This window comes from Thermodesulfovibrio sp. TK500a (genome assembly GCF_055381765.1).
The window spans coordinates 803,544-822,110 of the sequence record NZ_AP041606.1; the positions used below are offsets into that span (position 1 = coordinate 803,544).

The following is an 18,567-nucleotide window of genomic DNA, read 5'->3' on the forward strand; positions in this document are numbered from 1 at the left end:
GTTTACCTCTCAATCTCTTCATAGAATATTTGCATTGCCCTGTCTATTGCTTCTCCATCAGGACATCCACCTTGAGCCATATCTGCTCTACCACCTCCCTTGCCTCCAATCTTTTGAGTTATGTTTCTGAGAATCTTGCCAGCGTCATATCTGTCAACAGCGTCTTTAGTAACAGAGATTATAAGTGTGCCCTGTCCGTTGGTTTTTGAGGCAAGAAGAATAACAGCAGGAGAGAGTTTTTCTTTTATTCTGTCTGAAAGGCTTCTAAGACTCTTTGCATCAACCCCTTCAAACTTAACTGCAAGAGCATTGACTCCCTTTAGCTGCTTTGCTTGTTTAATAATTTCATCTATGTTTTGAGTAAGAAGTTTTGTTTTGAGAGTTTCTATTTCTTGCTGTTTTTCTTTAAGCTCTACAATTAGCCTTTCAACTGCCTTAACAGGTTCTGCTGATTTAAGCAATGCCGAGATTGACTTTAAAGCTTCTCTATTGAAATTAGAGAAACTCAGCGCTGAAAGTCCTGTCACTGCCTCAATTCTTCTTATTCCAGAAGCCACAGAGCCCTCAGAAATGATATAAAAACTTCCTATTTCACCAGTACTGCTACAATGTGTTCCACCGCAGAGCTCTTTGCTAAAGCCAAGTATTTTTACAACCCTAACAGTCTCCTCATATTTATCTTCAAAAAGAGCAATTACACCTTCCTGTAAAGCCTCATCAAGATATTTAGTTTCAACCTTTACAGGCAGGTTTTCAAGTATCTTTTCATTAACGATTTGCTCTATCTCTTTGAGTTCTTCATCTCTTAAGCCCTCGAAATGCGTAAAATCAAAGCGAAGCCTATCTGGTTCTACAAGGCTTCCTGCCTGCTTTACATGTTCTCCTAAAACAGCTCTCAGCGCACTGTGCAGAAGATGAGTAGCAGTGTGATTTCGCATAATAGACTTTCTTCTTTCTACATCAATCTTTGTAAAAACTCTATCTCCCTCTCTTATAACTCCCTCGGCAACTTCTATTCTATGGCTGTGGAGCCCACCTATTTTTTTTGTGTCGTTAACATTTATCTTAGCTTGAGGAGAAATGATAACTCCCTTGTCACCTACCTGTCCGCCTGATTCGGCATAGAAAGGAGTTTCCATTAGGATTATCTCACCTTCTTGTCCCTTTGAAAGCTCTTTGACCCTGTTGCCATCTTTTAAAAGTGCAACTACAGATGTATTCGTCTCAAACTCGGTGTATCCAATAAATTTTAATCTATCGGCCTGCTGAATTAGTTCCCTATAGCCCTCGCTTACAGCAACCTCTTCAATCTTCTGTGCTGCCCTTGCTCTTTCCCTCTGACTGTTTAGGGCATTCTGAAAACCTAACTCGTCTATTTCGAACTCCGAATCTTGAACCATTTCTTTTATCAGGTCATAGGGTAAACCATAGGTATCGTATAACTTAAAAATTTCTTCACCGGGTATGACTTTCGAACCTGAAGCTCTTAGTTTTCCTATTATTTCGTCAAATACCTGCTGAGCCCTGTCGAGACTCTTTAGGAATCTCTCTTCTTCTATCTTTATAACCTTCTCAATTCTGTCTTTTTCATTCATTATTTCAGGATAAAAACTGCCAAGACAACTAACAACGGGGTCTGTAAATCTGTAAAAGACTGTTTTGTCGTAACCTAAAAGTTTTATATGCCTTCCAGCTCTTCTTATTATTCTTCTTAAGACATATCCCCTTCCCTCATTGGAAGGTATTAATCCCTCTGCAATTAAAAATGTTGCTGCTCTTATGTGGTCTGCAATAACTTTTATTGAAATATCGGTTTTTCTTTCTTTGCCATAAGATACATTAAGACAAGAGCATATCTCTGAGATGATAGGTTCAAAAAGGTCTGTGTCAAAATTTGTATTTTTACCCTGCAAAACCGCTGTTATTCTTTCTAATCCCATTCCCGTATCAATGCTCGGCTTCGGAAGTGGTGTTAGTTTGCCCGTTATATCTCTGTTGTACTGCATAAATACAAGATTCCACAGTTCTAAATATCTATCGCAATCGCATCCTACTGAACAATCGGCTCTGCCACAACCAAAATCTTCACCTTGGTCTATTATTATCTCTGAACAGGGTCCGCAAGGGCCTGTATCACCCATCTGCCAGAAATTGTCCTTTTCACCGAGTCGAATAATTCTGTCTTTCGGAACTCCTATCTCCTTTTCCCATATCTGAGCAGCCTCATCGTCTTCTCTGTAAATTGAAACCCATAGTTTTTCTTTTGGAAGCTTAAATTTTTCTGTAAGGAGTTCCCAGGCAAATAAAATCGCCTCTTTCTTAAAGTAATCTCCAAAAGAAAAGTTTCCAAGCATCTCAAAAAAAGTATGATGCCTTGCAGTGAAGCCAACATTTTCAAGGTCGCTGTGTTTTCCACCAGCCCGCATACACTTCTGACAGGTCGTTGCTCTGCTGTAAGGCCTTTGTTCTTCGCCGAGGAATACTCTTTTAAATTGAACCATGCCAGCATTTGTAAACAATAAGCTTGGGTCGTCTTTTGGAATAAGAGGAGAGCTTTTAACTAATTCATGGCCTTTTGATATAAAGTAATCAAGAAAGAGCTGTCTTATTTCAGAGCTCTGCATAAATTAGTCCTCACCAACTATTCGCTGCTCATTGCTGATTATATAAGTAAGCTTTCCATCTATAAATATAAGCCTCGACTTTAGAAGTCCGAGAGAGGATGAATATATCCACTCTTCTCTCTGCTTACCCTTTTCAGGTGTCAGTATTCTTGTTGAGGAAGGCGGACCCCAAGCATATCTTACCTGTTCCTTTGTCATTCCCAGAGCAATTTCACCTTTTGCAATTCTCTCCTGAATATCGGGCGGATAATTTTTAATCTCCTCGTAAGTATACCTTACCCCCTGAGAAGCACAACCAAAAAGGAAAATCACAGTTAATAGAGAGAGTAAAATCCTCATGATGCGTTCCTCCTATAATTTTATTGCTAAAAAATTCAAGTCTTCAGTCAAAATTTTTATTGACACATTCATTTACTGTTTCCCATGAAAAACCTCTTCGCAGTAGAAAACCTGCAATTTTTGCCTTCTTTTTATCTCCTGGCAAATCCCTAAGGAGATGCCTTTTTCGCTGAATAAGCTTTCTGGCTATTAATATTTCATTGATAGGTGGTAGGCTTTCTAATTTGTCTTTTTCAATTCCTCTTTTCATTAAGTAGTGCTTAATGCCCATTTTCCCAAGAAATCTGTCTTCAGCAATTCTGTCTGCTTTCTCAATAAACTTTGAGTCATCTAAGAGGCCTTTTTGCTTGAGATATTCTAATGCTCCATTTATCTCTCTTTCAATATAACCCTTTGATTTGAGTTTCTCCCTTAACTCAGCCTCGGTTCTGTCTTTAAGGCTTAAAAGCTTAAGTGCTGTTTTTAGAATCTCATTCTCCCTTTTTTTCACTTCCATTTCCTTTTAAAACCTTCAAACTGTAAGCTTCGTATACCTTCGACTGAATTTCATTAAGAATTTCAGGATGGGTTTTTAAGTATTCTTTTGCATTTTCCCGCCCCTGAGCAAATCTTGCGGATTTATAACTATACCATGCCCCGGATTTTTCAATAATTCCCTTATCAACGGCAAGGTCTAATATTTCACCGGTCTTTGAAATTCCCTCATTGAAATATATATCAAACTCTGCCTGTTTAAAGGGTGGTGCAACTTTATTCTTTACTATCTTTACCCTTACTCTGCCTCCAATAGGCTCTTGTCCTTCCTTTAAAGTGTCTATCTTTCTTATATCAAGCCTCATGGAAGCATAAAACTTAAGAGCTGTTCCGCCTGGAGTTGTCTCTGGATTTCCGAACATCACACCTATCTTCTGTCTTATCTGATTTATGAAAATCACTACTGTCTGAGACTTTGATATAGCTGCTGTGAGTTTCCGCAAAGCCTGACTCATAAGTCTTGCCTGTAGACCTGGCAAAGAGTCTCCCATCTCTCCTTCTATCTCTGCCTTCGGGACAAGGGCAGCAACAGAGTCAATTACTATTATATCAACAGCACCACTACGGACAAGGGTTTCTGTTACCTCAAGAGCCTGCTCTCCTGTATCTGGCTGGCTTATAAGAAGGTCTTCTATGGTTACACCAAGTTTGGAAGCATAGTTTACATCTAAAGCATGCTCTGCATCTATAAAAGCCGCAACTCCGCCCTGCTTCTGTGCCTCTGCTATTGCATGTAGAGCAAGGGTTGTTTTTCCAGATGACTCGGGACCGAAAATCTCTATAACTCTTCCTCTTGGATATCCACCAACGCCTGTGGCCACATCAAGAGATATAGAACCTGTTGGAATCACTCCAATTCCCTCTGCCTGTGCTCCTGTGCCAAGACGCATTATGGCACCTTTACCAAAATTTTTCTCAATCTGTGATATGGCTACTTCCAATGCCTTTAACTTATCTTTGTTCATAATTCACCTCTTAGAAAAACTCAAAAATGCCAGGCATTTTGTTTTATTATACCATTTCGGTCAATATCTGAATAATTCTAATGCCTTGGTCTTTCCTTTAATTCCTCTTTCTTCAGCCCAGACACTTCCTGTCCATTTGTTATCTCTTCAATGTGACTACAGAGACCGTGCAACATCTTCAATTCCCAGAAAGTAAGACCCGTTCTGCCAAAAAGATGTCTTAGGTTATTCATAATTCTCTCTTCAATATCAGGATTATCAGGTATGTATTTAATATTTTTCAAAACTTCATGGAGTCTTTCATAAAGTTTTTCAAGCTCCTGCTGCTGCACGTAAAACTGCCTCTCCATGTGATAATCCTCTATTTCCTCGCATCTCATTAACTCATAGGCAACTATCAATACGGCTTGGCTTAAATTCAGCGAAGGCTGAAGCTCTGAGGTGGGAATAGTCATAAGAAAACCACATTTCTCTATTTCATCATTAAAAAGTCCTTTGTCTTCTCTTCCAAAAAGAATGGAAACGCTGTTGTTCTGTGCTACTTCGTAAATTCTCTTAACTCCCTCTCTCACGTCAACTATAGCACCTCTCTTTGAGCCCCTTCTTCTCGTAGTTCCCACTACTAAAGCCTTATCCTCTATGGCAGATGAGAGATTTTTATGAATTTGAGCACGTTCAATGACATCCTTACTTCTCCATGCCATCCAGTAGGCTTCATCGGTGAGTGATGCAGGATTTACGAGAACAAGATTGGTAAATCCCATGTTTTTTATAGCCCTGGCTGTTGCTCCGATATTGCCCGGTTCTTTTGGTTCTACGAGAACAAAAGAAATGTTATTTTTCCAGTTCATTTAGAATGGTTCGTTTTCCTGCGCCGATGATTCCTCTAATTCAATCAAAGTCTTCTGCAGTTCCTCTTCGGCAGACTTAAGCTTGCCTTTACAAAAACGGATTAACTCGGTAGCTCTCTTAACCTTCTCAACAAGTATGTCTACATCAATCTCTTGAGACTCTATGTATCTTAGGATTTCTTCCAATTCTTTTATGGCATTAGAATAGTTTAGCTCCGTCATTTTCTTCCTCCTTATTGATGACTTTTCCTGTTATTTTACCTCTGTAAAGCTTTATCTGAATGTTCTGTCCCGTTCTTACCTCTTTCACATCTTTCAATACCTTACCGTTAAAATAGGCTATGCTATAACCTCTTTTTAAAATATTTTCAGGACTTAAAAGATAAACCTTCTCACTTAATCTCTCGAGATGAATTTTTTCAAGCTTGATTAAACTTTCTGTTTTGTTTCTCAGTTTATCTGTAATAGACTTTATTTGAAACTTTGTCCTCGTAAAGTAATCTACTCCTCTTATCTTCAGGCGATTATTTATGTTGTGAAGTGAAGTCTCCGCTCCTCTTACTCGCATGTTAGTCTTCCTGTGCAACTCCTGCTTTAAAGAGAAGATATTCTCCCTTTCAGAATTTACTGTTCTTAAAACACCCGTATGAAGACTTTTCATTATTAGATTAATCTTACTTATTGACCTCTCAAGAGTATTCTGAGCAATTGAAATCAACCTATCTTTATCGGCTGTTACCCTCGCAGATTCAAATTTTAAGACAGCATCAATCTTGTTGAGGAGAGCTTTCCTGATATTTTCAATTCTTGAGTAGTAATCAAAAGCTCTGTCTATTATGAATTTTGCCAATTCAGAAGGTGTTTTGAAGCTTATCGAGGCAACGTAATCGGCAACAGTCTCATCTCTTGTGTGTCCAATTCCTGTAAGAACAGGAATAGGCATTAGAGCAATCTTTTTTGCAAGCTCGTAATCATTAAAGCAATGTAGGTCTACTACAGAGCCTCCACCTCTTATTAGAACAACGGCATCAAATTTTTCATGCTCCCTCGCACACCTCTTAAGTGCCTTTATCATGGAGCTTGCCGCCTCCTCTCCCTGAACATAGGCATCAAAAAGAAAGGTGTGAAATATAAAACCATAAGCGTTTCCCTTTAATATCTTTAAGAAATCCTCGTAACCTGCTGCAGTTTTGCTTGAAACAATAGCAATCCTCTGAATTACAACAGGGATTTCAAGAAGTTTATTTTTATCAATAAGTCCCTCACGGGTAAGTCTGTCTAAGATTTCTTTCTTTTTTAAAGCCATCTCGCCAAGAGTAAAAGAAGGGTCTATCTGTAAGATTTTTAAATTAAAACCATGCTTTTCATGAAAATTAGCTCTGCCGAGAAACAAAATCTTCATTCCCGGTTGAAGGTGAGTGCCTGTTTTAAGAAAAAATGCCTGAACTGTTTCTGAATTACCTTTCCATATAACCGCCTTGCATTGAGCAATGACCTCGCCGTCCTTTTTTTCAACAAGTTCTAACCAGTAATGCCCTGTTTTGTCTACATTAACTTTAGCTATTTCTGCTACAATCCACTGATAATCAGAGTTTTCCTGAATTAAATCTCTAATCTCCGTTAAATAGTCTGAAAGGCTTTGATATGTTACCTCAACATTAAACATTCAGAGAAGCCTCTTTGATTAGATTTTTCATCTCTCTTACGGCTCTTTCCATTCCCACCAATACAGCCCTTGAGATAATACTATGTCCTATATAAAGACCCCTTATTCCCTTTATTGAGGCAATTGGTTTAACGTTATAGTAGTTTAAACCGTGTCCTGCATTTGTCTTAAGACCAATGGAGTTAGAAAATGCTACGGCATCTTTGATTCTCTCGAGTTCTCTTAGCTGGGTTACACCTTTTGTATCTGAATAGAAACCAGTATGAATCTCGACCATATCGGCTCCTACTTCCCTTGCACACTCTATATCAAGCCGGGATGGATTTATAAACAAACTTACAGGGATACCGGCTTCTTTAATTCTTTTTATTGTTCCCTTAAGATATTCTTTCATCTCAATTACATTCAGTCCTCCCTCTGTAGTGAGTTCTTGCCTTTTCTCTGGTACTATTGTTACCATGTCTGGCTTGACTGAAAGTGCTATATTTATCATCTCTTCGGTCATAGCCATTTCTAAATTTAGCTCACAGTTAACGGTTTCTCTTAAAAGTCTCAAATCTCTATCCTGAATATGTCTTCTGTCTTCTCTCAAATGCACTGTTATGCCATCGGCACCACCTATTATTGCAAGGCTTGCTGCCCAGACAGGGTCTGGTTCAAAAGTTCTTCTTGCCTGCCTTACTGTTGCCACATGGTCAACATTTACTCCTAAAAGCACCATGAGAAACCTCCAAAAGATTGATTGCTTTGATTATAGCACGTTTTAACAATTAAACTACCTCTAAAATTTTAACAGGAGTTTCTGAATTTTTTTAATGCTGCTTTTAAATTGCCTTTTTTAGCTTTGATTTTTTAAACTAATTCATGAATTTAAATGAGAGAGAATTCCTTGAGTTATCAAAAAAATATAATGTAATTCCACTCTATAAAGAAATTATCGCTGACCTTGACACACCGGTAGGAGCATTTCTAAAGCTAAATCGTAGGCCTTCATTTCTTCTTGAGAGCGTTCAGGGAGGGGAGAAATGGGGAAGATACTCAATTATAGGCATAGAGCCAGCTGTTTTGATTAAGGCAAATGGCAATAAAATAAACATTCACAAAGGAGAAACTAAAGAATCATATGAAAATGCAGAGCCTTTCACTTTTTTAAAAGAATTCTTCAGTCAGTATATACCATACATAAATCCAGAGCTTCCGAGATTTTTCGGTGGAATGGTAGGCTATATATCCTATGACACGGTCAAACTTTTCGAAAAAGTGCCAGAGCTTTCAAAGCCATCAATAGACATGGCCGATATATTTCTAATGGTGCCAGAGACTCTTTTGATTTTTGACAATCTCAAACAGTCAATTAAAATAGTCTACAATGCTTTCATAGAAGGAAATGTTTCTTTTATCTATAGCAAGGCAATTGATAAAATCAACCAGTTAATATCTGACTTAAAAAGGCATAGCGATGAGAGATTTAGAACGTATTTAAATGTTCCTAAAAGAGAGAGTAAATCCCTCAATACGTTTCATTCGAATTTTAGCAAAGATGAGTTTATATCTGCTGTAAAAAAGGCAAAAGATTATGTTTTAAGTGGAGATGTTGTCCAAGTGGTCATTTCTCAAAGATTTGAAACAGAAACGAAAGCTCATCCTTTTGACATTTACAGAATTCTGAGAATTATAAATCCTTCGCCTTATATGTTCTACATCGATACAGGTAGTGACCACCTTGTCGGTTCATCTCCAGAAATTCTTGTTAGACTCGAGGATGAAAGAGTTATTGTAAGGCCAATTGCAGGAACTCGTCCAAGAGGAAAAAATGAAGAGGAAGACAGTGCCTTTGAACGAGAATTATTAAGCGATGAGAAAGAGATTGCCGAGCACATTATGCTTGTTGACCTCGGCAGAAACGATGTAGGAAGAGTTGCTGAATTAGGCAGTGTGAATGTTACCGAGCTAATGACCATAGAGAGATACAGCCATGTAATGCATATTGTAAGCAATGTAGAGGGAAAGCTTAAAAAGGGACTTGATATGTTCGATGTCTTTATGTCCTGTTTTCCTGCTGGCACAGTAACGGGAGCACCAAAAGTGAGAGCTATGCAGATAATTGAAGAACTTGAGCCAACCAGAAGAGGTCCCTATGCTGGAGCTATTGGCTATTTTGGCTTTGGCGGCAATATGGATATGTGTATTGGTATAAGAATGCTTACAATAAAGGATAATCGTGTGTATGTCCAAGCAGGAGCAGGAGTGGTAGCTGACTCTGTCCCCGAAAAAGAGTATGAAGAAACAGTAAACAAAGCAAAGGCTATGCTCAAGACAATTGATTACTTAAACTATGGAGGGCAGCCACTTTGATACTAATAATTGACAACTACGATTCCTTTACATACAATCTATATCAATACGTCGGAGAGATGGCCAAGTCTGTTAAGGTTTACCGAAACGACAGGATTACAATAGAGGACATTGAAAAACTAAAACCACAAAAAATCATTATTTCGCCAGGTCCTTGCACTCCCTCTGAAGCAGGTATTTCTATTGAAGTTATAAAACATTTTGCAGGTAAAATACCAATTCTCGGAGTATGCCTTGGTCATCAGGCAATTGGAGCGGCCTTTGGCGGAAGAGTAATTCGCTGTCATGAAATAATGCATGGAAAAACATCACTCATATATCACGATGAAAAAACTATTTTCAAAGGAATTCCAAATCCTTTTGAAGCAACAAGATACCACTCTCTAATAGTTGAAAGGGAAACACTTCCCCATTGCCTCACTGTCTCTGCGTGGACATCAAATGATATAATTATGGGATTAAGGCACAAAGATTATCCTGTTGAGGGAGTGCAGTTTCATCCTGAAAGCATACTAACAAAGGCTGGTAAAGATTTAATAAGAAACTTTATAAGACTATGATAGAAGAGGCCATATACAGACTTAGCAAAAGAGAAAATCTTTCGGAAGAACTGCTGCGGGGAAGCTTCATTGAGATAATTGAAGAAAAAGCCTCGCCTGTTCAGATTTCTGCCTTTTTAATGGGTCTTTCAACAAAAGGAGAAACAGAAGAGGAGATTCTCTCCACAGTCAAGCTTTTCAGAGAGTATGCCATAAAAATAAAATCTCCCGAAGGTACCATAGACATTGTAGGAACTGGCGGAGACCGTTCAGGCACATTCAACGTATCAACTGCTACGAGTTTTGTTGTAGCCGGTGCCGGTGTTCCTGTAGCAAAGCACGGAAATCGCTCTGCCTCAAGTCAGTGTGGAAGTATAGATGTACTTGAGGAATTGGGAGTAAAGGTTGACATGCCAATCCATGTGGCTGAAAGATGTCTCTTTGAATGTGGCATAACAGTGCTTTTCGCACCTTTATATCATCCAGCCATGAAAAGAGTTGTTCCTGTAAGAAAGGAGCTCAAAATTAGAACTATTTTTAACATTCTCGGGCCTATGCTTAATCCAGCTGGGGTGAAACGTCTTCTGTTAGGAGTCTTTTCTAAAAATTACATGGAAATAATAGCAAAAGTTCTTATGAAGCTTGGAGCGGAAAACTTAATGGTCGTCCACAGTGAAGATGGCCTCGATGAAATATCTTTAACTGGTAAAACCTACGTAGTAAGAGTTAGAGATGGCAGAATAGAGAATGACACCATATCTCCAGAAGATGCAGGGCTTAAGAGAGTTTGTCTTACCGAACTGAAAGGTGGAGACAAGAGACAAAACGCTGAAATAATAGTCAATATTCTAAAGGGTAAAGAAGGACCTGCAAGAGAAATGGTTTTACTAAATGCTGCGGCAGCTTTACAGATAGCTGGAAAAGCTGAAAACCTACAAAAAGGAATTGAAATAGCAAGAGAGACAGTAGACAGCGGAAAAGCTTATAATAAATTACAGGAACTTAAAATCCTGTCAAATTCAAACTAAAAGATGGCAGAGTTAGGAAAAATACAGAGATTGAGCATTGATGAATTTAAAGGGAAAAGGAGACTCTTCTGCATCCCCAATCTTTTTATCCCTGAAGAAGATGACGAAACATTAAAGGGACTTGTTGAAAAATACTGGTTAGAGGCTCTCCATCAGGTAGAGAAACTTGAACGACTTGGTTTTGTAACTAAAATTTTCATTGAAACAATATTTATTGACGGTCAAGATGCCGTAGACGTAGTAAGGGAGACAAATCCATATCTTTACCCTCTCATTGAGAAAAAGATAAATGAAGGTGCTGTTGTGAAAGGGATTGAAGATCCTGAGACTTTTGGTGAGTTTATTGACTGGGGCAACTGTTTAAGAATCGTAAAAACAGCAACAGTGATGCAAAAGGTATTTGAATACTTTAACAAAGCAACAGAAAAAAGAATAGCAAAAATAAAAGACGTAATCATTTCGAATCTCTATGAGGGCGAATCGGCAATTCTAATCTTGAGAGACCACGACAGAACAAAATTAGATCTGCCTGGTGATATAGAGATATTTCTCATTGTTCCCTCAAGCTATGATGACATTATGAGGTATCTGAGAGACAAACTTTTATCTTAATATACGATGGATATAGAAATTTATTTCTTTCAGATTGTATAATTTCTAATGCTTACCATAAGAACAAAAGAAAATCTGAATAGATTTATAAAAAGGCTGGATAGACGTTCCACCTTTCAACGTAAAATTGAAGCCACTGTCAGAAAAATACTCAAAGAGGTTTTATCAAAAGGTGACACTTCGTTAGTCAAATATAATAAGCTCTTTGATAAACATACGCTACCTTTGAAAGTTAATATAAAAGAGATAAAAGAAAGCTCTAAAAAAGTGTCTAAAGATGTCTACGATGCTATTAACTTTGCAGCCCTTAGAATTCGCAAATTTCATGAAAGACAACTGGAAAGTTCCTGGCAGTATGAAGAAGGAGACATTACTCTTGGTCAGATAATTAGACCTTTGGAAAGAGTTGGAGCTTATGTGCCCGGAGGAAAGGCCTCTTATCCTTCAACAGTTCTGATGAATATAATTCCAGCTCAAGTAGCAGGAGTAAGGGAAATTGCCGTGTGCGTTCCTACTCCAGAGGGAGAACTAAATCCTGTTGTGTGTGCAGCCCTTGATATTCTCGGCATTAAAGAGGTTTATCGTGTAGGAGGTGCTCAGGCAGTAGCAGCAATGGCTTACGGAACAGAAACAATTAAAAGAGTAGACAAGATTGTAGGACCTGGAAATATCTTCGTAGCTTTAGCAAAAAGACTTGTTTTCGGAGTTGTAGACATAGATATGATTGCAGGACCAAGCGAAATTCTCATAATAGCAGACAACTCTGCAATACCTTCATTTGTAGCCGCCGATATGCTTAGTCAAGCCGAACATGATGAAATGGCTTGTAGTGTTCTTGTTACAACCTCTGAAAAATTAGCCCTGTCAGTAAAAAAGGAGATTGTAAAACAGCTTCGGCAGCTTCCTAAATCAAGCATTGCAGAGAAATCCTTGAAAAACTTTGGAGCTATTGTAATAGTAAACTCAATTTCTGAAGCCTGCGAAGTGGCAAACATAATTGCTCCCGAACATCTTGAAATTATGACAGAAAAACCCCGAGAAATTCTGCCATTTATAAAAAATGCAGGAGCCATATTTCTTGGTCAGTGGACTCCTGAACCAATAGGAGATTATGTAGCTGGGCCGAATCATACCCTTCCAACTACAGGAACAGCAAGATTTTTCTCACCGCTCGGTGTATATGATTTCATAAAAAGAAGCTCTCTCATAGAGGTAGGTAGAGATAGTTTCCTCAAATTTGCATCTTATGTTGACTTGCTTGCCAATGTCGAAGGTTTACAGGCTCATGCAAATACGATAAAAATAAGAAAAGATTTCTACGAATAAATTTGACAATAAAGCCTACTTAGTATTATATATCCTCCGCAAGGAGTAGAACTTTTTCCAGCATAAAAGTCACAGCCATCAGCCCTAAAATCGCATTGATTACACAAAAAATTTAGCTTTTCTTCAAGCATTTTTTCTTCGTTTAGACTAAAAACCTTAATTAAACTGTCCAACTCACGGTGGGTAAGGAAATTTTTAATAAAAAAATACCCACCACAAACATCTTCTTCTCTACCAGGCTTATAATAATCACAGAATTTCTCACATATAAGAAAAGTGTAACTACTGTCTTTCATTTGTAACCTCATGAAGCCATCTTAAATAGCTTTCAGAGCCTTTTTTGATTTTTATTCCAATAATTTCGGGGACTGTATAGGAATGAATTTCTTTAACCTTCTCTTCGAGTTTTGAAAACAGTTCGGCACGAGTTTTTACTATCATTAAGACTTCAGCGTCATCCTCTATCTTTCCCTGCCAAAAGTAAATTGAGCGAACATTTTTAACTATGTTTATACACCCGGCGAGTTTTTCTTCTACAAGCGTTTTTGAAATCTTTACTGCTTCTTCCTCATTTGGTGCGGTTATGAATACAACCATAAACTCCATAATTTAATTATATAAAATTTCGCTGAAAACTGTATATCAACCTATCCTTAATGCTGAAAAGACAATTTGTTGAGACGAAATTAAAAAGAAAGGTTTTATTGACGTAAGGGCTCTTAATTTTATAAAATTTCTTTATCCTATCCAGAAGGATAGCTTGAGCCATGAAGGCAGCGTAGCTTTCATGGCTTTATTTTTTGAAGGAATGAACTTTTTATATACAAATAAAATTCAGAAATTCGTAGTTCTATCCATATTTTTTCACCTCTTGCTTTTTCTGACATGGTCAAGTTTTGCAATTCTTAACAAAAACCAAAAGGAACTTGAAATATTTATAATGGAAGAAAACTCTGGCAGCAACAACATTAGAGAAATAAAAAAAACAGACAGACCAATAAATAGAGAGATAAAAAAAATTACCCCCACTATTGTAGAAGAGACAAAAGTTAATTCGCCAGTTGAGCCTATAGTAGCAGAGAAAATTGTTGATACCTCTCATAGCACCGGTCATATTACAGAGAATCCACAAGGAGCAAGAGGTAAATCAAAAGATACGATTATAGATGCAGAATTTGGCACAGCAACAGGGCCTAAATTTCTACACAGAGAAATTCCTGTGTATCCTCAGGTGGCAAGAAGACTTGGTAAAGAAGGAAAAGTTATATTAAGGCTTACCTTAAACGAAAAAGGAGAATTAATCAACATTGAAGTATTAGAGTCAGCACCTTACGGCTTTACAGAGTCTGCTGTGGAAGCGGTTAAAAGGTCGAAATTTTTGCCTGCTACCAAAGACGGCATCCCAATAGCCAGCAGAGCTATCCTTCCCGTAAGATTTGTGCTCAAAAATTAGGCTAATTGACTATTTTCACTAAAATGTATTAGAACAAACTATGATGCGAAGATACTACGCTTTTGGTGATTATTTGAAAGAGGTGTTCGGAAAAAAAGTCTACAAGGTAAATGTAGATGCAGGTTTTACTTGCCCAAACAGAGACGGAACTCTCGGCAGATTCGGATGTATTTATTGCAACAATAATTCATTCCGACCTTCAAACTGCGCTCCCACAAAACCTATAAGAGCTCAGATAGATGAGGGCATTGAGTATCTAAAAAGAAGATACAATGCAAAGGCCTTTCTTGTCTATTTTCAGCCATATACAAACACCTATGCCCCTGTTGATTACCTTGAAAAGCTTTATAATGAGGCACTTTCAACGCCAGAGGTTGTAGGACTTGCAATTGGAACTCGTCCAGATTGTATTGATAATCAAAAACTTTCCCTCTTGCAGAGCTTATCAAGAAAATACATGATAATAGTAGAGTATGGATTGCAGTCCATATACGATAAGTCACTTAAGTTTATTAGAAGAGGCCATAACTATGAAACTTTTCTCAAGGCCGTATACAGCACTCATGAAAGAGGTATTCTCGTTGGTGCACATATAATTGTAGGATTGCCTACCGAAACAAGACAGGAGTCTCTTTTAATGGCAGATGAGATAAATCGTCATCCTTTAAAATTTCTTAAAATCCATCAGCTACAGGTTGTCAAAGATACTCCTCTTTCAAGGCTTTATGAAATAAAGCCTTTCCCTGTTTTTGAATACGAAGAATACCTTGATTTTGTCGTAGATTTTATAGAAAGGCTATCTCCAGAAATAGTTATTCAAAGACTCTTTGCAACTGCACCAGAGGAGATTTTGATTGCACCTAAGTGGAATCGCTCAAAACAACAGATTTTAAACGATATCAACAAACGTTTAGAGGAAAGGAATGCTTGCCAGGGTTCAAAGTGCTCATTTGATAGGTATAGAGCCTTATGCTGTTGATGTAGAAGTTGACATTGCCCAAAGAGGACTTCCCCATTTTAATATTGTAGGACTTCCAGATACGGCTGTAAAGGAGTCGAGAGACAGAATTAAGGCAGCTTTTAAAAATTCTGGTTTTCCCTTCCCAATAAAGCAGATAACCGTTAATCTTGCTCCGGCAGACTTAAAAAAAGAAGGCTCGTCCTTCGACCTTCCCATTGCTATAGGGATACTTGCTGCGGAAGGTCATATCCCACAGGAATCACTTAAATCCTTTCTAATCATGGGCGAACTTTCTTTAGAAGGAAAAGTAAGAGGAATAAAAGGTGCTCTATGCATAGTTTCAAACATAAAATCCGATTCTATTAAAAAAGTAATCGTGCCAAAAGAAAATGCTTACGAAGCAGGAATTGTAGATAATGTAGAAATATATCCTGTCGAATCCCTTGCAGAGGCAGTAGAGTTATTAAGAGGCGAGAGGATATTTAAGGCTTTTAAAACAGAAATAGATTTTTCATACGAAGCAGATGGTTATGAAGACTTTGCAGATGTTAAGGGACAGTTTCAGGCCAAAAGGGCACTTGAAATAGCTGCTGCAGGAGGACATAACGTTTTAATGGTAGGACCTCCAGGCAGTGGAAAGAGTATGCTTGCAAGGAGATTTGCCAGCATACTTCCTCCTATGACAATCGAAGAAGCAATTGAGACTACAAAAATACACAGCGTTGCAGGTCTCATATCTGACGGAAAGGGTCTCATAACAAGCAGACCCTTTCGGAGTCCCCATCACTCATCAAGTGATGTAAGCCTCATAGGAGGCGGGCAGATACCAAAGCCAGGAGAGGTCTCCCTTGCTCACAATGGAGTGCTTTTTCTTGACGAACTACCCGAATTCAAAAGAACTGTTCTTGAAGTATTGAGACAGCCTCTTGAAGACGGTTTTGTAATTATAGCTCGAAGCTATGCAACTGTTAGATTCCCAGCAAGATTTATTCTTATCGGTTCCCTTAACCCATGTCCTTGTGGTTTTTGGGGAGACAATTCAAAACCTTGCACTTGTACACCGCAGATGATTATAAGATATCGGTCAAGGATTTCCGGACCGCTACTTGACAGGATTGACATACATATAGAAGTGCCACGAGTAAATTACAATGAGCTCAAAGATGAGACTCCTTCGGAAAATTCATTAAAAGTGAGAGAGAGGGTAGTGCAAGCAAGAGATATTCAGATAAGGAGATTTAAGTCAGAGGGAATATTTTTCAACGCTCACATGAAGCCAAAGGATATGAAAAAATTCTGCAAATTAAGCGAAGACTGTCATAGTCTACTTCAGACTGCCATGGAAAAATTAGGTTTGAGTGCAAGGGCCTATTCAAAAATTGTAAAAGTTGCAAGAACAATAGCAGACCTTGAAACTTCGGAAGTTATAAAGCCCTCCCACATTGCCGAGGCAATCCATTACAGAAGTCTTGAAAGACAGACTTTTTAGGCGTTGTTATTTTTAATGCATTCAATAAGGTCTGTTGGCTCTGTTCCGATTTTTACGGCCTTAACAGAAAGTATCCTTTCTATGTCTTTGATTGTAAGGTTGTCAATAAAAGTGTCTTCGTAGTCACGCATTGTTATGTCAGGAACTAAAACTACATCTTTTGGCTCTGCATATGGGGCAAGACCCTTTATTATATCTTCACCTGTTAGAAGTCCCGTAACCGTTACGGACTCACCAAACAAATTATTTTTTAGGGGGTAGGCATCAACGGCTATGCCTTTTTCTTTAAGTCTCAATACAAATTCCTCAAGATATGGATAAAAGGATAGCCCTGTAAAAGTTACATATCTCCTTTTAGGCTTAATTGTGGGGATAGAGATTTTCTTTGCCTTTTCAATAAACAAAGGAACCATTCCCACGCCGTTTTCAATTTGTGGAAAATCGTCATAGTTACTAAGTGGTGGAAAGCTATGTTCAGCTTTGATGAAAAATTCATCGGCAAGATAAACAAAGCTATTTCCGTGTTTTTTGCGAAATCTCCTTTGAAGAGGCTCTACGAGTTTTATTGTATCTTTCGCTTTACTTTTATCTACGGGTTTAACACCTCTTTTGTGATATTTGGTTAGTCCAACAGGAACAACAGCCAGAGAGGAAACATAAGGATAAAGTTTGTAAAGTTCAAGAATTGTTCTCTCCAACTCCTCGCCATCATTAATTTCGGGGCATAGAACAACTTGCGTGTGCATTCTTATTTTCATCTTTGCAAGCTTCTTTAGTTCTAACAAAATTGGTGGAGCTTCATAGTTTCCAATCATAGCATTTCTTATCTCTGGATTTACTGCATGAACAGATATGTAAAGAGGGCTTAACTTCATTTTATTTATTCTTTCATAGTCTTCCTTTGTTAAATTCGTAAGGGTTATGTAATTACCATAGAGAAAACTTGCCCGGTAGTCTTCATCTTTTACATACAAAGACTTTCTCAATCCCTTAGGAAGTTGTTCTACGAAACAGAATATACACCTGTTTCTGCACCTTTTTATTACAAAAGGTTCAACTTCGATACCAAGGGGATAGTCACCTTTTAATATCTTGAAATTGAAAGTTTTGTTTTCCCTTAAAACGACAATGTTCAGAATTTCCGAGTCACTGTAAAACATGAGGTCTATCGGGTCTCTTATAGTGTGTCTGTTAATTGATAAAATCCTGTCGCCTTCCTTTATACCAGCTTTTTCAGCGGGAGTGTCGGATATGACACACTCGACTCTTATTCCTTTTTTATTCATTACTTAAACGAATGATTACGTATTGTATGAGGGAGATAACTGAAAGAAATCCCACAAAATAATAGCCATACATAGGCATTGGTGGGACTGGAAAATTTAAGGCAAGAAGGACATAACCGAATATTATAACCTGCGAAGCATTGCTTATTTTACCTAATGCTGTCGGCCTGCTTATTCTTTTTCTTGTGAGATAAAGCTCAAGCCATCCTAAAACAACCAATAAATCTCTCGTTAAGACAAGAATAATAAACCATCTTGGAACAAGTTCATTCATATAGAAGCTCAACATCACGCTTATAAGAAGAAGTTTGTCTGCAAGGGGGTCAAGAAAAATTCCCAAGCGTGATATTTGTTTAAATTTCCTCGCTATTATTCCGTCGAGGCAGTCTGTTAATCCAGCAAAGATTAAAATCTTCAAGGCCATTGAGTAATCTTTTGAATTCATTGCAAAAATAAAAAAGGGAACAACGATTATCCTTAAAGTAGTAAGAAAGTTTGGCAACGTCATAACTCTGTCACTAACTGTATTCATCATAATT

20 protein-coding genes are annotated in these 18,567 nt (G+C 37.9%); 8 read left to right on the forward strand and 12 right to left on the reverse strand.

The window, feature by feature from the left end; genetic code table 11:
- Nucleotides 1–2 precede the first annotated feature (2 nt).
- The 8 genes from alaS to ACZ430_RS04235 form a co-directional block, all read right to left on the reverse strand.
- Nucleotides 3–2,624, reverse strand: a complete 2,622-nt coding sequence (gene alaS, locus ACZ430_RS04200; RefSeq protein WP_297212457.1) for an alanine--tRNA ligase — start codon at nucleotides 2,622–2,624, stop codon at nucleotides 3–5.
- A gap of 3 nt (nucleotides 2,625–2,627) precedes the next feature.
- The gene (locus tag ACZ430_RS04205; RefSeq protein WP_297212460.1) at nucleotides 2,628–2,963 is read right to left on the reverse strand and encodes a hypothetical protein; all 336 of its coding nucleotides are present in this window, start codon (nucleotides 2,961–2,963) and stop codon (nucleotides 2,628–2,630) included.
- Nucleotides 2,964–3,006: 43 nt separating this feature from the next.
- Nucleotides 3,007–3,459, reverse strand: coding sequence for a regulatory protein RecX (locus ACZ430_RS04210; RefSeq protein ID WP_297212461.1), 453 nt, complete (start codon nucleotides 3,457–3,459; stop codon nucleotides 3,007–3,009).
- Nucleotides 3,434–4,462, reverse strand: coding sequence for a recombinase RecA (gene recA / locus ACZ430_RS04215; protein WP_297212464.1), 1,029 nt, complete (start codon nucleotides 4,460–4,462; stop codon nucleotides 3,434–3,436). Before recA ends, ACZ430_RS04210 begins: the two co-directional genes overlap by 26 nt.
- Nucleotides 4,463–4,539: 77 nt before the next feature.
- Nucleotides 4,540–5,313, reverse strand: a complete 774-nt coding sequence (locus ACZ430_RS04220) for an RNA methyltransferase (RefSeq protein ID WP_297212467.1) — start codon at nucleotides 5,311–5,313, stop codon at nucleotides 4,540–4,542.
- On the reverse strand, nucleotides 5,314–5,535 hold the full coding sequence (gene xseB / locus ACZ430_RS04225) for an exodeoxyribonuclease VII small subunit (protein WP_297212471.1): 222 nt from the start codon (nucleotides 5,533–5,535) through the stop codon (nucleotides 5,314–5,316). It abuts the gene before it with no gap.
- Nucleotides 5,513–6,979 (reverse strand): exodeoxyribonuclease VII large subunit, encoded by a 1,467-nt coding sequence (xseA, locus tag ACZ430_RS04230; protein WP_297212473.1) that lies wholly within the window; start codon nucleotides 6,977–6,979, stop codon nucleotides 5,513–5,515. The genes xseB and xseA overlap by 23 nt, the downstream gene beginning before the upstream one ends.
- Nucleotides 6,972–7,700 (reverse strand): pyridoxine 5'-phosphate synthase, encoded by a 729-nt coding sequence (locus ACZ430_RS04235; protein ID WP_297212476.1) that lies wholly within the window; start codon nucleotides 7,698–7,700, stop codon nucleotides 6,972–6,974. Before ACZ430_RS04235 ends, xseA begins: the two co-directional genes overlap by 8 nt.
- 143 nt (nucleotides 7,701–7,843) lie before the next feature.
- Between ACZ430_RS04235 and trpE the strand changes: the two genes are divergently transcribed.
- The 5 genes from trpE to hisD are packed head-to-tail and all read left to right on the forward strand — an operon-like array spanning nucleotide 7,844 to nucleotide 12,839.
- Nucleotides 7,844–9,334: an anthranilate synthase component I gene (gene trpE, locus ACZ430_RS04240; RefSeq protein ID WP_297212479.1), complete on the forward strand. Its 1,491-nt coding sequence runs from the start codon at nucleotides 7,844–7,846 to the stop codon at nucleotides 9,332–9,334.
- A complete protein-coding gene (locus ACZ430_RS04245) occupies nucleotides 9,331–9,894 on the forward strand; it encodes an anthranilate synthase component II (RefSeq protein WP_297212482.1) in 564 nt (187 codons plus the stop codon). The genes trpE and ACZ430_RS04245 overlap by 4 nt, the downstream gene beginning before the upstream one ends.
- A complete protein-coding gene (gene trpD / locus ACZ430_RS04250) occupies nucleotides 9,891–10,901 on the forward strand; it encodes an anthranilate phosphoribosyltransferase (RefSeq protein ID WP_297212484.1) in 1,011 nt (336 codons plus the stop codon). Before ACZ430_RS04245 ends, trpD begins: the two co-directional genes overlap by 4 nt.
- A gap of 3 nt (nucleotides 10,902–10,904) precedes the next feature.
- Nucleotides 10,905–11,513 carry a hypothetical protein gene (locus ACZ430_RS04255; RefSeq protein WP_297212486.1) on the forward strand — a complete coding sequence of 203 codons (609 nt, stop codon included), beginning with the start codon at nucleotides 10,905–10,907 and terminating at the stop codon, nucleotides 11,511–11,513.
- 48 nt (nucleotides 11,514–11,561) lie between these two features.
- Nucleotides 11,562–12,839, forward strand: a complete 1,278-nt coding sequence (gene hisD / locus ACZ430_RS04260) for a histidinol dehydrogenase (RefSeq protein WP_297212488.1) — start codon at nucleotides 11,562–11,564, stop codon at nucleotides 12,837–12,839.
- Here the strand turns inward: hisD and ACZ430_RS04265 are convergent.
- Nucleotides 12,830–13,135: a hypothetical protein gene (locus ACZ430_RS04265; RefSeq protein ID WP_297212495.1), complete on the reverse strand. Its 306-nt coding sequence runs from the start codon at nucleotides 13,133–13,135 to the stop codon at nucleotides 12,830–12,832. The genes hisD and ACZ430_RS04265 overlap by 10 nt on opposite strands.
- Complete coding sequence (gene cutA, locus ACZ430_RS04270) at nucleotides 13,122–13,436, reverse strand: divalent-cation tolerance protein CutA (protein WP_464910715.1); 315 nt, start codon at nucleotides 13,434–13,436, stop codon at nucleotides 13,122–13,124. The genes ACZ430_RS04265 and cutA overlap by 14 nt, the downstream gene beginning before the upstream one ends.
- Nucleotides 13,437–13,599: 163 nt before the next feature.
- On the opposite strand from cutA, the gene ACZ430_RS04275 reads away from it, so the two are divergent.
- The 3 genes from ACZ430_RS04275 to ACZ430_RS04285 are packed head-to-tail and all read left to right on the forward strand — an operon-like array spanning nucleotide 13,600 to nucleotide 16,742.
- Entirely contained in the window at nucleotides 13,600–14,292 is a 693-nt protein-coding gene (locus ACZ430_RS04275; protein ID WP_297212500.1) for an energy transducer TonB, read from the forward strand.
- 40 nt (nucleotides 14,293–14,332) lie between these two features.
- Nucleotides 14,333–15,271, forward strand: coding sequence for a tRNA modification radical SAM protein MnmL/YtqA (gene mnmL, locus ACZ430_RS04280; RefSeq protein WP_464910716.1), 939 nt, complete (start codon nucleotides 14,333–14,335; stop codon nucleotides 15,269–15,271).
- A complete protein-coding gene (locus ACZ430_RS04285) occupies nucleotides 15,216–16,742 on the forward strand; it encodes a YifB family Mg chelatase-like AAA ATPase (protein ID WP_297212505.1) in 1,527 nt (508 codons plus the stop codon). The genes mnmL and ACZ430_RS04285 overlap by 56 nt, the downstream gene beginning before the upstream one ends.
- Here ACZ430_RS04285 and ACZ430_RS04290 read toward each other — a convergent pair.
- Together ACZ430_RS04290 and ACZ430_RS04295 are read right to left on the reverse strand one after the other, a co-directional pair.
- Nucleotides 16,739–18,028, reverse strand: coding sequence for a DUF512 domain-containing protein (locus ACZ430_RS04290; RefSeq protein ID WP_297212507.1), 1,290 nt, complete (start codon nucleotides 18,026–18,028; stop codon nucleotides 16,739–16,741). The genes ACZ430_RS04285 and ACZ430_RS04290 overlap by 4 nt on opposite strands.
- Nucleotides 18,021–18,563: a CDP-alcohol phosphatidyltransferase family protein gene (locus ACZ430_RS04295; protein WP_464910717.1), complete on the reverse strand. Its 543-nt coding sequence runs from the start codon at nucleotides 18,561–18,563 to the stop codon at nucleotides 18,021–18,023. The genes ACZ430_RS04290 and ACZ430_RS04295 overlap by 8 nt, the downstream gene beginning before the upstream one ends.
- Nucleotides 18,564–18,567 lie beyond the last annotated feature (4 nt).

Coding starts and splice junctions, on each gene's coding strand:
- alaS (WP_297212457.1), bottom strand. CDS start 2,624: ATGCAGAGCTCTGAAATAAGACAGCTCTTTCTTGATTACTTTATATCA.
- ACZ430_RS04205 (WP_297212460.1), bottom strand. CDS start 2,963: ATGAGGATTTTACTCTCTCTATTAACTGTGATTTTCCTTTTTGGTTGT.
- ACZ430_RS04210 (WP_297212461.1), bottom strand. CDS start 3,459: ATGGAAGTGAAAAAAAGGGAGAATGAGATTCTAAAAACAGCACTTAAG.
- recA (WP_297212464.1), bottom strand. CDS start 4,462: ATGAACAAAGATAAGTTAAAGGCATTGGAAGTAGCCATATCACAGATT.
- ACZ430_RS04220 (WP_297212467.1), bottom strand. CDS start 5,313: ATGAACTGGAAAAATAACATTTCTTTTGTTCTCGTAGAACCAAAAGAA.
- xseB (WP_297212471.1), bottom strand. CDS start 5,535: ATGACGGAGCTAAACTATTCTAATGCCATAAAAGAATTGGAAGAAATC.
- xseA (WP_297212473.1), bottom strand. CDS start 6,979: ATGTTTAATGTTGAGGTAACATATCAAAGCCTTTCAGACTATTTAACG.
- ACZ430_RS04235 (WP_297212476.1), bottom strand. CDS start 7,700: ATGGTGCTTTTAGGAGTAAATGTTGACCATGTGGCAACAGTAAGGCAG.
- trpE (WP_297212479.1), top strand. CDS start 7,844: ATGAATTTAAATGAGAGAGAATTCCTTGAGTTATCAAAAAAATATAAT.
- trpD (WP_297212484.1), top strand. CDS start 9,891: ATGATAGAAGAGGCCATATACAGACTTAGCAAAAGAGAAAATCTTTCG.
- ACZ430_RS04255 (WP_297212486.1), top strand. CDS start 10,905: ATGGCAGAGTTAGGAAAAATACAGAGATTGAGCATTGATGAATTTAAA.
- hisD (WP_297212488.1), top strand. CDS start 11,562: ATGCTTACCATAAGAACAAAAGAAAATCTGAATAGATTTATAAAAAGG.
- ACZ430_RS04265 (WP_297212495.1), bottom strand. CDS start 13,135: ATGAAAGACAGTAGTTACACTTTTCTTATATGTGAGAAATTCTGTGAT.
- cutA (WP_464910715.1), bottom strand. CDS start 13,436: ATGGTTGTATTCATAACCGCACCAAATGAGGAAGAAGCAGTAAAGATT.
- mnmL (WP_464910716.1), top strand. CDS start 14,333: ATGATGCGAAGATACTACGCTTTTGGTGATTATTTGAAAGAGGTGTTC.
- ACZ430_RS04285 (WP_297212505.1), top strand. CDS start 15,216: ATGCTTGCCAGGGTTCAAAGTGCTCATTTGATAGGTATAGAGCCTTAT.
- ACZ430_RS04290 (WP_297212507.1), bottom strand. CDS start 18,028: ATGAATAAAAAAGGAATAAGAGTCGAGTGTGTCATATCCGACACTCCC.
- ACZ430_RS04295 (WP_464910717.1), bottom strand. CDS start 18,563: ATGATGAATACAGTTAGTGACAGAGTTATGACGTTGCCAAACTTTCTT.